This window comes from Microbacterium sp. Leaf161, assembly GCF_001423645.1.
Taxonomy (GTDB): domain Bacteria; phylum Actinomycetota; class Actinomycetes; order Actinomycetales; family Microbacteriaceae; genus Microbacterium; species Microbacterium forte.
Genome location: NZ_LMOW01000001.1, coordinates 2,454,372 through 2,468,783 on the forward strand (window position 1 = coordinate 2,454,372; position 14,412 = coordinate 2,468,783).

Here is a 14,412-nt window from a genome sequence, read left to right on the forward strand (position 1 = left end):
GAACAGGGAGAGAACCCATGACTCGCATCCGAGCCACAGCCATCACCGTCTTCGTCGCACTCGCGTGCGGACTCGCGTGGGTGGTCGCCCTCCCTCTCTGGCTGGGCGACGGACTCGCCGAGCCGAGCACCTGGTTCCTCCTGCCGGTGATGATGCTGACCCCCGCGATCGCCGCACTGGTGGTCACCTTCACGATGCGATTCCCGTCGAGGGGCGAGCGGGCGCGATTCCTCGGGCTGTGGCCGCTGCGCCCGGCCAAGCGGGTCGTCTGGCTGATGGTGGCCGGCTGGCTCGTACCGCCCCTTCTCGTCGCGCTCGGCATCGTGCTCGCGGCAGCGCTCGGGTTCGTGCAGCTCGACCTGACCTTCGCCGCGTTCTCCGCAGAGGTCGCGAAGGCGCTCCCCGCCGGTGCGCCGATGCCGCCGATCGAGGTCGTCGTGATCTCGCAGATCGTGATGATCCCCTTCGGCGCACTCCTCAACAGCGTGCTGGCGTTCGGCGAAGAGCTCGGATGGCGCGGATGGCTGGTGCCCGCGCTGCGTCCGCTCGGCACCTGGCCCACGCTGCTCCTCAGCGGCGCGATCTGGGGTGTCTGGCACAGCCCGCTGATCCTGCTGGGCTACAACTTCGGGCGCACAGACATCACCGGTGTGCTCTTCATGATCGGCGGCTGCATGGCCTGGGGCGTTCTCCTGGGCTGGCTGCGCCTGCGCTCTGCCTCGGTCTGGCCGGCTGTTCTCGCCCATGGCTCCCTCAACGCCGCCGCCGGACTGATCGTCATCTTCGCCGCATCGCAGCCCGATCTCGCGCTCGCCGGACCGCTCGGCGTCGCGGGGTGGATCGTCGCGGCAGCGGTCATCGCCGTCCTCGTCGTCACCGGGCAGTTCCGTGAACAGCCCGAGCTCGCGGACGCGCCCGGCCGACTGCTGTCCGCTCCGCGCGTGGGGTAGCCTCCGCAACCCTCTTGACGCTCCCGAAACGTCACGGTTTGCTGAGGGCATGGATTCCACTCCCGCAGCCTGGTCGAATGCCGACGCCTACCTCGCAGAGCTGCTCGTCGGTCACGATCCGCACCTCGAGTCGGCGCTGTCGGCTCAGCGCGATGCCGGTCTTCCCGAGATCGAGGTCGCGCCCGTCGGCGGCAAGCTTCTCCACCTCCTCGCGCGCATCAGCGGCGCTCGCCGCGTGCTCGAGATCGGCACGCTCGGGGGCTATTCGACGATCTGGCTCGCTCGGGCCGTGGGGCCGGAAGGCCGCGTCGTCACGGTCGAGGCCGAAGCCGACAATGCCGCCGTCGCCCGGGCGAGCATCGATGACGCCGGTGTCGGAGAGCGTGTCGACATCCGGATCGGCCGGGGTGCCGACGTGCTCCCGACGCTGGTCGGCGGCTTCGACCTGGTGTTCATCGATGCCGACAAGGAGTCGAACACCGTCTACCTCGACTGGGCGGCGAAGCTGGGGCATCCCGGAACCGTCATCGTGCTCGACAACATCGGACGGGAGGGCGAGATCGTCCGTGCGGACTCGACCGACTCCAAGGTCGTCGGCACCAGAGACGCGCTGCGGATGCTGGGGGAGGATCCCCGCTTCGACGCGACCGCCCTGCAGACGGTCGGCGCCAAGGGCTGGGACGGCTTCGCCCTCGCCGTCGTGGTGTGAGCCGCCGAGACGGACCCGGGAGGTCGAGCGCGAGCGGGCTAGACTGGGCGCGGATCGACGACGCTCCACACAACCTTTTCTCTGAGCAAGGAGCACATCAGTGGCACTGATCGAGGCTGTAGGCGCACGCGAGATTCTCGACTCGCGCGGTAACCCGACCGTTGAGGTGGAGGTGCTCCTCGACGACGGTGTGGTCCAGCGGGCGGCCGTCCCGTCCGGTGCATCCACCGGCGCATTCGAGGCGTACGAGCTCCGCGACGGCGACAAGAGCCGCTACGGCGGAAAGGGCGTCCTCAAGGCGGTCGACGCCATCATCGACGAGCTCGGCCCGGCGCTCGAGGGTGTCGAGGCGAGCGAGCAGCGCATCGTCGACGCGATCCTGATCGAGACCGACGGCACCGACAACAAGCAGCGCACCGGCGCCAACGCGATCCTCGGCGTCAGCCTCGCGGTCGCCAAGGCCGCGGCCGACTCCGCAGACCTGCCGCTGTTCCGCTACCTGGGCGGCCCGAACGCGCACCTGCTGCCCGTTCCGCTCTTCAACGTCATCAACGGCGGCGAGCACGCCGACAACGGCATCGACATGCAGGAGTTCTTCCTCGCCCCGATCGGCGCCGAGACCTACTCCGAGGCACTCCGCTGGGGCGTCGAAACCTACCACGTGCTGCGCGGCGAGCTGAAGGCCGCCGGCTACGCGACGGGTCTCGGCGACGAGGGCGGCTTCGCCCCCGATCTGCCCAGCAACCGCGAGGGTCTCGACTTCCTCGTCAAGGCGATCGAGAAGGCCGGCTTCACGCCGGGCACCGACATCGCGCTGGGCCTCGACGTCGCAGCCACCGAGTTCTTCAAGGACGGCGTCTACCGCCTCGACAACAAGGACTGGAGCGGCCCCGAGCTGATCGAGTACTACGAGGGCCTGGTCAACGACTTCCCGATCGTCACGATCGAGGACGCGCTGGCTGAGGACGACTGGGACAACTGGAAGCTCCTCACCGACGCTCTCGGCTCGAAGGTCCAGCTCGTCGGCGACGACCTGTTCGTCACGAACCCGACCCGTCTCGCCGACGGCATCAAGCGCGGCGTCGCCAACTCGCTGCTCGTCAAGGTCAACCAGATCGGAACGCTCACCGAGACGTTCGACGCGGTCAGCCTCGCGCAGCGCTCGGGCTACACCGCCATGCTGTCGCACCGTTCGGGTGAGACCGAGGACACCACGATCGCCGACCTCGTGGTCGCGACGAACGCGGGTCAGATCAAGGCTGGTGCGCCTGCTCGCAGCGAGCGCGTCGCGAAGTACAATCAGCTTCTGCGCATCGAGGAAGAGCTGGGTGACGCGGCTGTCTTCGCCGGCCGTTCAGCGTTCCCGCGCTACCAGGGCTGAACACAGCAGAGACAGACACACGCCGCCTGAGCGGCACGTACGGAGGAGGAGCCGTGGCACGACGACCGGCTCCTCCTTCGGCGTCTTCGGGCGCATCCCGCACCACGTCGGCCGCGAAGTCGACCCCGCGTCCGTCCGCCCGTCGGCCCCGGGGAGCCGCGAATCGAGGCTCCCAGGAGCGTCGGGTCGACGTGCGCGAGTGGGCCTCCGGCATCCGTCTCTCGGCGTTCTCGGTCATCATGCTGTCGCTCGTCGTGCTCGGGGCGTGGGTGCTGGTGCCGACACTGGGCACCTTCATAGACCAGAGGCAGAAGATCTCGGCTCTGGAGCAGTCGATCCAGGTCTCCGAAGACCAGATCGCGGCGCTCGAGAAAGAGCGTGAGCGTTGGAGCGACCCGGCCTACATCACCACCCAGGCGCGTGAGCGCCTGTACTACGTCAAGCCCGGCGAGGTCGTGTACCTGATCGACAACGATCTCGACCCCGCGGCGCTCCCGCAGCAGCAGGGGCCGGTCAGCGACACGCTCGAGGAGACGCCCTCCGACTGGATGCCGCAGCTGCTGCGCACGCTGACATCCGCGGGGCTGAGCGACACGGCGGCAGTCAGCCGCTGACCGTCGGCGCCGCCGACCGGGGAGTGCGCTCCGAGCATCCTCCCGGTCGGCTCCCGTACGCTGGATGGGTGACCACGCCGCCATTCCCCGCCCCCACGACCGCCGAGCTCGCCGTGGTGTCGGCCCAGTTGGGCAGGACCGCCCGTGGCGTCGTGGGAATCGCCGCCCGCTGCGAGTGCGGCAACCCCACGGTCGTCGCCACGACACCCAGGCTCCCGGACGGAACACCGTTCCCCACGTTCTACTACCTGACGCATCCGGCCGCGACGGCCGCGATGTCGACCCTCGAGGCCACGCAGGTCATGCCAGAGCTCTCCGCGCTGCTCGCCGAGGACGAGGGCGTCGCCGCGGCGTACCTCGCCGCGCATGAGGCGTACCTCGCCGACCGGGCGCAGTTCGGCGAGGTCAGCGAGATCGATGGGATCTCCGCCGGCGGCATGCCGTCGCGCGTCAAGTGCCTGCATGCTCTGGCCGGTCACGCTCTCGCGGCAGGTCCCGGCGTGAACCCGATCGGCGATGCGGCGCTCGAGCGCTCGACGTGGTCGCCGGAGAAGTGCCGGTGCGACGACCCCGGTGCGGCCCTGCGTGACGTCGAGGCATCGACCGCATGAGGCGGCCGCGGATGCTGCGCAACGGCGTCGCGACGGCGACGATCGTGGCATCCGTCCTGCTCCTCGGCGCGGCAGCGACCCCGCCGCCGGTGCCGGACGACCCCGCAGATCCGGATCGCGCCGCTCAGTACTGGCTCGACGGAGCCGGCATCCGCGACGCCTGGCAGACCACTCGCGGCGACGGGGTCACGATCGCCGTCATCGACACCGGGATCGGCAAGGTCCCTGGCGTGTTCGATGACGCCGTCGTCGGTGGCACCGACGTGTCTGGCACCGGAACCCCCGACGGCCGTACCCCGGTGGGTGCCATCGACGGCAATCACGGCTCGTGGGTGGCCTCGCTCGCCGCCGGACGCGGCTCCGCCGACGGCAAGGGCATGATCGGAGTCGCCCCCGAGGCCGATCTGCTGTCGATCTCCGTGGGCTTCGGCGCCGCCGCCGCAGTGCCGTTCACCGAGCAGGTCGCGAAGGCCATGCGGTGGGCGGTCGACCATGGGGCCGACATCATCAACCTCTCGTTCACCACGAACACGCTGGACTGGGACAGGAGCTGGGACGACGCGTTCCTCTACGCATTCGAGCATGACGTTGTGGTGGTCGTCGCCGCGGGAAACCGGGGGAGCGGCACCAACATCATCGGCGCTCCCGCGACGATCCCCGGCGTGCTGACGGTCGGCGGAGTCGACCAGACGGGGACGGCGAGCATCGAGGCGTCGACCCAGGGGATCACCATCGGGATCGCCGCGCCCAGTGAGGGGCTGCGGGGCGTCTCGGCGGACGGCACCGTCGTGCCCTGGAGCGGCACGAGCGGTGCGGCGCCCATCGTCGCGGGCATCGCGGCGCTCGTCCGGTCTGCGCACCCCGAGCTCGATGCCGCCAACGTCATCAATCGCATCATCAAGACCGCGATCAAGGTGCCGGGCATGGCCGACCTCCCCGATCCTCTCTACGGCTACGGGCTGGTGGATGCCGACGCGGCGATCACCGCGGACGTGCCGAAGGTCTCCGAGAATCCGATGGGCGACCTCGCCGAGTGGGTCCGCCTGTTCCGACGCGCAGAGAGCGTTCCGCAGCCCGAACCCACCGCCGCGCCGGTCGAGGTGCCGCCCCTGCCGGATGCCGACGCGCCGACCGAGCCCGGTTCACCGCTGCTTCCCAGCGCTGATTCGCTGCGCTACGGTACCCTGCCGCTCATCGCGCTCACAGTCCCTGGTATCCTGATAGCGCTTGGCGTCACCGCAGCTGCCCGGCGCATCCGATCGGCGCGCGCTCGCACGCCACATCCCTGACTCCCGAGGAGTTGTCCCCCTGTGCCTCAGAACAGCACTGTGCCCAAGATTCTGATCGTCGGTGGAGGCTATGCAGGCTTCTACACGGCGTGGAAGCTGGAGAAGCACCTTCGCAAGGGTGAAGCAGACGTCACCATGGTCGACCCGCTGCCGTACATGACGTACCAGCCGTTCCTTCCCGAGGTCGCCGCCGGCTCGATCGAAGCCCGCCACTCGGTGGTCGCGCACCGACGTCACCTCAAGCGAACGAACGTGCTCACCGCCAAGGTGACGGGCATCAACCACGCTGAGAAGGTCGCGACGATCACCCCTCCGGTGGGAGAGCCGTACGAGTTCTCGTACGACCAGATCGTGGTGACCGCGGGCGCGGTCTCCCGCACCTTCCCGATCCCCGGCATCGCAGACAACGCGATCGGTCTGAAGACCATCGAAGAGGCTGTCGCCATCCGCGATCGCCTGATGTCGAACTTCGACAAGGCGGCCTCGCTGCCCGCCGGACCTGCGCGCGATCGTCTGCTCTCGGTCGTCGTCGTCGGTGGTGGCTTCGCCGGCATCGAGGTCTTCGCAGAGCTCCGTTCGCTCGCGTCGTCGCTCGTGGGCAAGTACCCGCAGATCAGCTTCGAAGACACGCACTTCCACCTCATCGAGGCGATGGGCCGCATCATGCCCGAGGTGTCGCTGCCGACGAGCGAGTGGGTCCTCAAGGACCTGGCGAAGCGAGGCGCCAACGTGCACCTCGACACGCAGCTCACCAGCGCCGTCGACGGCAACGTCGAGCTGTCGACCGGCGAGGTCATCCCCACCGACCTGATCGTCTGGACCGCCGGTGTCATGGCGAACCCGACCGTCGTGCGTGGCGGCGATCTGCCCATCGAAGAGCGCGGCCGGATCCAGACCCGCGCAGACCTCCGTGTCGGCACGCCCGAGGCCTTCGTCGAGGGCGCCTGGGCCGCCGGTGACGTCTCGGCCGTTCCCGACCTCTCGGGTGGTGGCGTCGGCGGCTTCTGCGTGCCGAACGCGCAGCACGCCGTGCGTCAGGCGAAGCTCCTCGCGAAGAACCTCGTCGCCGTGCTGCGTGGTGAGGACCCGAAGGAGTATTTCCACAAGAACCTCGGTGCCGTCGCCGGCCTCGGGCTCTACAACGGTGTCTTCCAGTCCGGCAAGATCGCGCTCAAGGGCTTCGTCGCCTGGGTCGCGCACCGTGGCTACCACGGTCTCGCGATGCCGACGTGGGAGCGCAAGTTCCGCGTGGTCTGGGGCTGGTGGAACAACCTGTGGCTCGGCCGCGACCTGGTGAACCTCGAGACGGTGCAGAACCCGCGCTACGTCTTCGAGGAGTTCGCCGCGCGCCCGCGTCCGGCCGCTGACGCTCCGGCTCCCGCCGTCACGGCTCCGGCCGCTCAGGCGACCGCCTCCGACAAGGCCGCCGACGAAAAGCCGGCAGGTCAGAAGACCGCCGCCACGAAGCCGGCCGCGAAGAAGACCGCTGCGACGGCTGCCGCCAAGTAGTCATCCCCTCGAACGCCCCGACTCCTCGGAGTCGGGGCGTTCGTCGTCTCTGGCGAGGGCGTGTCTTGCACCGGCCTCATAGGCGCGCTTGCTAGCCTCGGCAGCGCAAGGGGAGTACTCCCGTCTGCGGTGGCGTCGTCATTACGGACACGAAGTCGTGTTCCGGCCCACCGGCCCGTGAGGGTGGAGGAGACCTGGCGTCCGTATCCGCGGACGACCATGGACCCTCACTGCCCCGCTGTCGAGTTCCGTGGTCGTCCACACCCACGAAGGAACCGTCACCATGGGAAAACTCAACCGACTGCTCGGGATGGCCGCTCGCGCCCTCGATCTCGACGAGAACGGATCCCGCACGGATCGCACCGGTTCGCAGGCAGCGACGCCGTCTTCACCGGTCGGGCGTCAGGCCGGAACCGATCGCTACTCGCCCCCGCCCGCGCGTCCGTCGGGCCGGGATCCCTACTCGCCGCCTGCGGCCGGCGCGCGCGGTGCAGCCGGCGCGCGCGGTGCGGCCGGTGCGGTGTCGGATGCCGACCGGGCAGCCATCGCGCGGTACGACTACCTGCTCGAGACTGCCGATCCGCACCGCGTGGAGCAGATCCATCGCGAGGCCTTCGCGCGCCTGACTCCCGCGCAGCGGGCGCAGGTGCAGGAGCGCATGAACGCAGAACTCGCTCCGGGCGAGCACCCCGCATCGTCATCGGCCGATGATCTCGCCCGCGCCGCCGGTCGGTCCGAGGCGGCCCGTCCGGGGCGCATGCGCGGCATCCTCTCGCGCGTGCGCGGGTTCGGTGCTGCCGGTGCGGTCGGCGGAGCCGCGGTGGGCGCGCTGGGGGTCGTCGCGGTGGGCGCGGTCGGCAGCGCCGTCGCCGCTCCTCTCCTCGAGCAGGCTGCCGGTCTCGGAGTCGACTTCGACGCCCTCGCTCAGGGCGTCGACGTCGAGGCGATCGCGAGCGGCCTCGGCGGCGAGGAGCTTGCGGGAGCGGCGGAAGGCGTTCTCGGGTCGGCGGGCGAGACCGTCTCGGGCCTCGGCGACACGGCGAGCGAATGGGGACAGCGGCTCGGTGATCTCGGCATTCCGGGCATCGGCGATCTGTTCGGCCGATGAGCACCGCCGGCATGAGCGTCGCCAGCATGACCGTCGCCCCGTCGGCGTCGGATCACGGGTTCTCCGGCCTCACCGGATTCGCCGCTGACGTTCTCACCCAGCTCGGCGACATCGGGGTGGGTGTGCTGGTGTTCCTCGAGGTGCTCGTCCCGCCCATTCCCAGCGAGGTGATCCTGCCCTTCGCGGGCTATCTGAGCCAGAGCGGCGAGCTCACCCTCGGATGGCTGATCGTCTGGAGCACTGTGGCGTCGTGGATCGGCGCACTCCTGCTCTATTGGCTCGGTGCGGCGATCGGCATCGATCGGGCGGTACGGCTCCTCTCCGCCACCAAGCTGGTCAGCCGTGCGGACCTGGATCGCGGAGTGCACTGGTTCCGGCGAAGCGGCGGGTGGACGGTGCTCGTCGGCCGGATGGTTCCCGGCGTGCGCAGCCTCATCTCGATTCCCGCGGGCGCGACTCGCATGAACCTGACCCGCTTCAGCGTGTACACGATCGTGGGCAGCGGCCTGTGGAACACGCTGCTCATCGGGGTCGGTGCGCTGCTCGGCACTCAGCATGAACAGCTGGAGCACCTGCTCGGCTACCTCGACTACGCCGTGTACTCCGCGCTCGCCATCGCCCTGGCCGTGCTCATCGTCCGACGCGTCCGTGAGGCACGTGCCTCAAAGGCGCGGAGCACGCATCCACGCGATCTCGCGGACCGGCTCATGGAGGACTGAGCAGAGCACGACGTGCCCCCGCTGGGACTCGAACCCAGACTGAAGCGATTTTAAGTCGCCTGCCTCTGCCATTGGGCTACGGGGGCTCCATGCCGTGACTGGCTCAGAGTACACGGGGGTCGCGTCTGGGTGCACGACAGACGCGGTGCCACGCTCGCCGTGCTGCCCGAGCCGCGCGAGGGGAGGCGGGCGCCCCCCGCGCCCGCCTCCCCGTGATGCTGATCGGACAGCATCGCCGCCCCCCCGGCGACCGGCCGGGCATGGCCGGTGAGACCGCCGCGAATGGCGGCCTCAGAGATCAAGACGGCGATCCATGCTGTTCATTACGACGATCGCCGCTGATGTATCGGGATTTCCAGATACGGGTCGCGACAGGCAGTGCAACTCGATCTCAGAAAGACTGAATCCGAGTCCGCCCACCCCATAGGGTGGGGGAGTGCTCGACCTCACCGCCGATCTGAGCCCCGATCAGGAACGAAACGCCGTTTCCCCCGAGTGGCTCGACCCGTCACGATACTGGCCGCGCCTGTCTGCGGCGACCGGCCATCTGCCGGCTCCCGTGGCGGTGATCGATCGAGAAGCTCTGCGCTACAACGCCCTGGATCTGCTGGTTCGCGCGGGCGGACTGCCGATCCGCGTCGCGTCGAAGTCCGTGCGGGTGCGCTCGGTGCTCGACGCCGTGCTGCAGCTGCCCGGGTTCAGAGGGATCCTCGCCTTCACGCTGGCCGAGGCTCTGTGGCTCGCCGAGACGCACGATGACATCGTCGTCGGCTATCCGACGGTCGACCGCGCGGGACTCGCACAGCTGTTCGAATCCGAGGAGGCGGCGCAGCGGATCACGTTGATGGTCGACGATCCGGCGCACCTCGATATCATCGACAGCGTCGCGCCCGCAGGCAGCCGCCCGGACATCCGGGTCGCGGTCGACGCCGACGCATCACTGCGATCCGTCGCGCTCGGCCACATCGGGGTGCGACGGTCTGCTCTGTTCACCGCGGGCGAGGTCGCCGCCTTCGCACGCAAGATCGTGCGCCGCCCCGGGTTCCGGCTCGTCGGACTTCAGATGTACGAGGCTCAGATTGCGGGCCAGGGAGACAACGCCGGAGCGGATGCGCCGGTGATCCGTCTCATGCAGGCGCGTTCCCGATCCGAGCTGCGTGAGCGTCGAGCCGCGATCGTCGGCGCCTTGTCAGAGGTCGCATCGCTCGAATTCCTCAACGGCGGCGGAACCGGTTCGCTCGAGTTCACCGGCAGCGACGAGTCGCTGACCGAGGCGAGCGCGGGCAGCGGACTGCTCGGCGGGCATCTCTTCGACGGCTATCGATCATTCCGTCCCGCACCGGCGTCCGCCTTCGCGTTCGACGTGGTGCGGCGCCCCGCGGCCGACATCGCAACCGTGCTCGGCGGCGGATGGATCGCTTCCGGTCCCGCTGTCGCGTCGCGGCAACCGCTGCCCGTCTGGCCGCAGGGGCTGCGCACGCTGTCCCGCGAGGCCGCGGGCGAGGTGCAGACACCGCTGCAGGGCCGCGAGGCCGAGCGGCTCGGAGTGGGCGACCGTGTCTGGTTCCGCCACGCGAAGAGCGGCGAGCCTGCCGAGCGCATCGACAGCTACCAGCTCGTCTCGGGCGATGAGATCGTCGACGAGCTTCCGACGTATCGCGGCGAGGGGAAGGCGTTCCTGTGACCCGGATCGGGGGCACCTGGCAGAACTGGGCGAGGTCTGCGCAGGTCACACCGCTGCGCGTCGAGCGCCCGCGAACCCCTGAAGGCGTGCAGCGCGCGGTCCGCGCCGCGGTCGCGCAGGGGCTCACGGTGAAGGCGGTCGGCGCGGGACACAGCTTCACGGGCATCGCCGTCGCTCCCGGCGTGCTCCTGGAGCTCGACGACATGCAGGGCCTGGTGTCGGCGGACGCGGCCACCGGACGAGCGACGCTGCTCGCGGGTACACGACTGCACCGCATCCCGTCGCTCCTCGCACCGTTCGGCCTCGCGATGGAGAATCTCGGCGACATCGACCGGCAATCCATCTCGGGTGCGATCTCGACGGGGACGCACGGCACCGGCGCCGGCTTCGGCGGCCTCGCGACCCAGGTCGTCGGCGCGACGCTGGTGACCGCCGCAGGGGAGTTCCTCCGGGTGGACGAGGGACAGAACGCAGACCTGCTCCCCGCGATCGCGCTGGGTCTGGGCGCACTCGGCATCCTGGTCGAGGTGACGCTGCAGTGCGTGTCGATCTTCCTCATGGAGGCGATCGATGAGCCGGAACCGCTCGACGACGTTCTCGAGACCCTGCACGACAGGGTCGAGGCATCGGACCACTTCGAGTTCTACTGGTTTCCGCACACCGACATCGCCCTGACCAAGAGACAGACGAGGGTGCCGGAGTCGACGAGGCGGCAGCCGCTTCCCGTCCTGGGGCGCTGGATCGACGAGACGGTGCTCTCGAACGGCGTGTACCGAGCGGTGTGCGCGACCGGACAGGCGATGCCGGCCATCACCCCGCCCTTCAACAGGCTTGCGGTGAAGCTCACGGGCGACCGGCGGTACACAGAGCTCTCGCATCGAGTCCTGACCCAGAGCCGTACTGTCAGGTTCCGTGAGATGGAATACGCGGTGCCCGCCGAGAACGTCGTGCCGGCGTTCCGCGCGGTCCGCGACCTCATCGAGCGACGCGGGTGGCGCATCGAGTTCCCGATCGAGGTGCGCTTCACGGCGGGGGACGACAGGTGGCTGTCGACGGCATACGGCAGGGCGAGCGGATACATCGCGGTCCACCGCTACTGGCGCGCCGACCCGTCCGCCTACTTCGAGGCCGTGGAGCAGATCATGCTCGAGCACGGCGGGCGCCCGCACTGGGGCAAACTGCACACGCAGACAGCCGAGCAGCTGCAGGAGCGCTATCCCCGTTTCGGCGATTTCACCGCGCTGCGCGACCGGCTCGACCCCGAGCGTCGGTTCACCAATCGGTACCTCGATCGGGTTCTCGGCGCATGATCCGGGTTCTGCGCCTGACCGGCGCACCCAGTCGACGCGCAGGCTGCGCCGATAGGATGAGACAAACACGAGGAAGGGTGGGCCTCTGATGGAATGGCTCGTGCCGGTACTGATCGTCGTCGGTGTGATTCTGCTCATCGGAATCTACCTCTGGGCGACCTACAACTCGCTGGTGCAGCTGAACGTCCGCGTCGACGAGGCGTGGAGTGGCATCACGGTTCAACTGAAGCGCAGGGCAGATCTGATACCCAACCTCATCGAGACGGTCAAGGGTTACGCCTCGCATGAGAAGGCGGTCTTCGAGAACGTCACTCGTGCGCGAGCGGAGACGCTCTCGGCCGGCAGCCCGGGCGAGGCAGGAATCGCAGAGGGGCACCTCCAGCAGGCGCTTCGCAGCCTCTTCGCGGTCGCGGAGGCCTATCCGCAGCTGCAGGCGAGCCAGAACTTCCTGCAGGTGCAGCAGGCCCTCGTCGACACCGAAGACAAGATCCAGGCCGCGCGCCGCTTCTACAACGGCGGGGTCCGCGAGCTGAACACGAAGATCAAGGTCTTCCCGAACAACCTCTTCGCGAAGGGGCTCGGATTCACCGAGCGCGAGTTCTTCGAGGTCGCCGACAGCGGCGCGATCTCCGAGCCGCCGCGCGTGCAGTTCTGACCTGCGGGAAGGCCCGATGCGCATCGTCGCATCGGGCCTTCTGCGTATTCGGGCGCTGACCCGGAGCGCTGCTCACCACACGTCGAGATCGACGTCCCCATCCTCGACGCTCGCGTCGCCGCGGAGTGTCCACGACTCCGTTCGATAGGTCTCGGTTCGCGCACTGCCGTCTTGCCCGGTGCCCGACACGGTCGCGACGAGGATGCCGCCTTCGGCGATGAATCCGTCATCTGTCAGCTCGAGCACCGGCATCCGCTCGACGCGGAAGCGGACGTCGTCGACCGTGGCGAACTCGGTGCCCCACGGGATCCTGATCCCGCACCCCTCCGGGACGACGCCGTCGGTGACCACGGCGGAGGTGCAGTCCTCGAGGTGATCGTCGAGCGCCCGCTGCGCCAGAGCCCGCGGATCGGCATCGGGTGTCGGCGAGCTCGTCGCGGTCGGCGTGGCCCGTGCCGAGGGGATGTCGCTCGACGCCTGCCAGAGCCACACGGCTGCCCCCGCGACCAGGAGGGCGGCGACACCGCCCCCGATCGTCCACGCGAGGCGGTGATTCACTCGGATGCCTCTCTGGCGTGCACATGGCGACGCACGGATGCGTCTGCGCGACCGGACAGCGCCGCATGCAGAGCCTCGGACGCGGTGCCCCAGCGCGAGACGGAGACGTGCGCCAGCCCCTGCCATGCCGCCGCGAGGGCGAGCTCAGCGGCGATCTTCTCGGCATCCGCGCCCGGCTGGCCCTGAGGCTCCCACCAGGCCGATTGCACCTGGAGCGTCGACGTCGCGCGGTCGGCCTTGAGATCGACACGCGCCACGATGCGGTCGCCGACGAGCACGGGCAGCGAGTAGTACCCGTATCGCCGCTTCTCGGCAGGAACGTAGATCTCGATCCGGTAATCGAGCTCGAAGGCGCGCAGAGCCCTGTCACGGAACCAGACCACGGGATCGAAAGGCGTCAGGAGCGCGGCGGCGTCGATCCTGCGCGGCAGCACGGCGTCGCGGTGCCTCCAGCTGGGCAAGGGGCGACCGCCGCGGTCCCAGCCGCGCACGGAGACCGGAAGGATCTCGCCTGAGTCGACCAGATCCGCGATCGACTGCGACACCGCCGCTCGGTCGCGGATGCGGTGGTAGTCCGCGAGGTCCGACTGGGTCGCGACCCCCGACGATCGTGCCGCGCGCCGGGTGAGCTCGCGGATCGCGTCCTCCCGGGGCACGTGCTGCGACAGGATGGCGTCGGGGATCACCTGCTCGGCGAGCGCGTACGTGCGCTCGAAGCCCTTTCGACCGCTGATCGCCACGTCGCCGGTGCGCCACAGGTGCTCGAGGGCGAGCTTCACCTCATCCCAATCCCACCATGTGCCACGCTCGCGAGGAGCGTCGTCGCGGAGGTCGGCCGGTCGCAGCGGCCCCCTGGCTCGGAGCTCATCCTGCACCCAGCGGAGGGTGCGCGTGTTGGTGCTCATCCAGGAGTCGGGCGCCGCCCACCTGGCGCGGAACTGGTCCATGCGGAATCGCCACAGAGGCCAGTCCTCGATGGGGATGAACGTCGCCTCGTGAGCCATGTACTCGACGTAATGGGTCGTGCGCGAATGGAAGACGCGATCGAAGAGCGCCGGTTCGTAGGCACCCAGGCGCGAGAACAGCGGCATGTAGTGCGACCGTGCGAACACGTTGACCGAGTCGATCTGCAGCACGCCGAGACGATCCATGACGCGGTGGATGTGCCGGGCCGACACCGAGTCCGGGCGTGCACGAGAGAAGCCCTGCGCGGCGAGCGCGATGCGACGGGCCTGGGCGGCGCTGAGGGTGTCGGTCACCTCGTCAGGGTAGCGCCGAGCGCCGACATCCGCGCCCGGCCCGTCACGACGGTCGG

At 69.3% G+C, this 14,412-nt stretch carries 14 protein-coding genes and 1 tRNA gene; 12 read left to right on the forward strand and 3 right to left on the reverse strand.

Annotation, left to right across the window (positions count from 1 at the left end; all coding sequences use genetic code 11):
- Positions 1–17: 17 nt before the first annotated feature.
- The 9 genes from ASF87_RS11655 to ASF87_RS11695 all read left to right on the forward strand — a co-directional run bounded on the left by ASF87_RS11655 (position 18) and on the right by ASF87_RS11695 (position 8,890).
- Positions 18–950 carry a CPBP family intramembrane glutamic endopeptidase gene (locus ASF87_RS11655; protein WP_056376062.1) on the forward strand — a complete coding sequence of 311 codons (933 nt, stop codon included), beginning with the start codon at positions 18–20 and terminating at the stop codon, positions 948–950.
- 49 nt (positions 951–999) lie between these two features.
- Positions 1,000–1,659 (forward strand): O-methyltransferase, encoded by a 660-nt coding sequence (locus ASF87_RS11660; RefSeq protein ID WP_056376064.1) that lies wholly within the window; start codon positions 1,000–1,002, stop codon positions 1,657–1,659.
- A 100-nt stretch (positions 1,660–1,759) separates the two neighbouring features.
- Positions 1,760–3,040 (forward strand): phosphopyruvate hydratase, encoded by a 1,281-nt coding sequence (eno, locus tag ASF87_RS11665; RefSeq protein WP_042542068.1) that lies wholly within the window; start codon positions 1,760–1,762, stop codon positions 3,038–3,040.
- 53 nt (positions 3,041–3,093) lie between these two features.
- On the forward strand, positions 3,094–3,654 hold the full coding sequence (locus ASF87_RS11670; protein ID WP_235558934.1) for an FtsB family cell division protein: 561 nt from the start codon (positions 3,094–3,096) through the stop codon (positions 3,652–3,654).
- 68 nt (positions 3,655–3,722) lie between these two features.
- On the forward strand, positions 3,723–4,265 hold the full coding sequence (locus ASF87_RS11675) for a DUF501 domain-containing protein (protein ID WP_056376067.1): 543 nt from the start codon (positions 3,723–3,725) through the stop codon (positions 4,263–4,265).
- Positions 4,266–4,276: 11 nt separating this feature from the next.
- On the forward strand, positions 4,277–5,554 hold the full coding sequence (locus tag ASF87_RS11680; protein WP_056376068.1) for a S8 family serine peptidase: 1,278 nt from the start codon (positions 4,277–4,279) through the stop codon (positions 5,552–5,554).
- A 39-nt stretch (positions 5,555–5,593) separates the two neighbouring features.
- A complete protein-coding gene (locus ASF87_RS11685) occupies positions 5,594–7,063 on the forward strand; it encodes an NAD(P)/FAD-dependent oxidoreductase (protein ID WP_042542206.1) in 1,470 nt (489 codons plus the stop codon).
- A gap of 283 nt (positions 7,064–7,346) precedes the next feature.
- Positions 7,347–8,171 carry a hypothetical protein gene (locus tag ASF87_RS11690; protein WP_056376485.1) on the forward strand — a complete coding sequence of 275 codons (825 nt, stop codon included), beginning with the start codon at positions 7,347–7,349 and terminating at the stop codon, positions 8,169–8,171.
- Positions 8,168–8,890 carry a DedA family protein gene (locus ASF87_RS11695; RefSeq protein WP_235558935.1) on the forward strand — a complete coding sequence of 241 codons (723 nt, stop codon included), beginning with the start codon at positions 8,168–8,170 and terminating at the stop codon, positions 8,888–8,890. Before ASF87_RS11690 ends, ASF87_RS11695 begins: the two co-directional genes overlap by 4 nt.
- A 13-nt stretch (positions 8,891–8,903) precedes the next feature.
- On the opposite strand, the gene ASF87_RS11700 is transcribed toward ASF87_RS11695, so the two are convergent.
- Positions 8,904–8,976: transfer RNA gene (locus tag ASF87_RS11700), tRNA-Leu, on the reverse strand.
- Positions 8,977–9,326: 350 nt separating this feature from the next.
- Between ASF87_RS11700 and ASF87_RS11705 the strand changes: the two genes are divergently transcribed.
- The 3 genes from ASF87_RS11705 (at position 9,327) to ASF87_RS11715 (ending at position 12,539) form a co-directional block, all read left to right on the forward strand.
- Entirely contained in the window at positions 9,327–10,574 is a 1,248-nt protein-coding gene (locus ASF87_RS11705; protein WP_056376071.1) for an alanine racemase, read from the forward strand.
- A complete protein-coding gene (locus tag ASF87_RS11710; protein WP_056376073.1) occupies positions 10,571–11,884 on the forward strand; it encodes a D-arabinono-1,4-lactone oxidase in 1,314 nt (437 codons plus the stop codon). Before ASF87_RS11705 ends, ASF87_RS11710 begins: the two co-directional genes overlap by 4 nt.
- 88 nt (positions 11,885–11,972) lie before the next feature.
- Positions 11,973–12,539 carry a LemA family protein gene (locus tag ASF87_RS11715; RefSeq protein ID WP_042542063.1) on the forward strand — a complete coding sequence of 189 codons (567 nt, stop codon included), beginning with the start codon at positions 11,973–11,975 and terminating at the stop codon, positions 12,537–12,539.
- Between the two features lie 72 nt (positions 12,540–12,611).
- Here ASF87_RS11715 and ASF87_RS11720 read toward each other — a convergent pair whose 3' ends face one another.
- Positions 12,612–13,097, reverse strand: coding sequence for a hypothetical protein (locus ASF87_RS11720; protein WP_056376076.1), 486 nt, complete (start codon positions 13,095–13,097; stop codon positions 12,612–12,614).
- Positions 13,094–14,356: a winged helix-turn-helix domain-containing protein gene (locus ASF87_RS11725; protein WP_056376078.1), complete on the reverse strand. Its 1,263-nt coding sequence runs from the start codon at positions 14,354–14,356 to the stop codon at positions 13,094–13,096. The genes ASF87_RS11720 and ASF87_RS11725 overlap by 4 nt, the downstream gene beginning before the upstream one ends.
- Positions 14,357–14,412 lie beyond the last annotated feature (56 nt).

Excerpts from the sequence above, each read along its gene's own strand:
- ASF87_RS11655 (WP_056376062.1), top strand. The coding sequence starts at position 18 with ATGACTCGCATCCGAGCCACAGCCATCACCGTCTTCGTCGCACTCGCG.
- ASF87_RS11660 (WP_056376064.1), top strand. The coding sequence starts at position 1,000 with ATGGATTCCACTCCCGCAGCCTGGTCGAATGCCGACGCCTACCTCGCA.
- ASF87_RS11680 (WP_056376068.1), top strand. The coding sequence starts at position 4,277 with ATGCTGCGCAACGGCGTCGCGACGGCGACGATCGTGGCATCCGTCCTG.
- ASF87_RS11690 (WP_056376485.1), top strand. The coding sequence starts at position 7,347 with ATGGGAAAACTCAACCGACTGCTCGGGATGGCCGCTCGCGCCCTCGAT.
- ASF87_RS11695 (WP_235558935.1), top strand. The coding sequence starts at position 8,168 with ATGAGCACCGCCGGCATGAGCGTCGCCAGCATGACCGTCGCCCCGTCG.
- ASF87_RS11715 (WP_042542063.1), top strand. The coding sequence starts at position 11,973 with ATGGAATGGCTCGTGCCGGTACTGATCGTCGTCGGTGTGATTCTGCTC.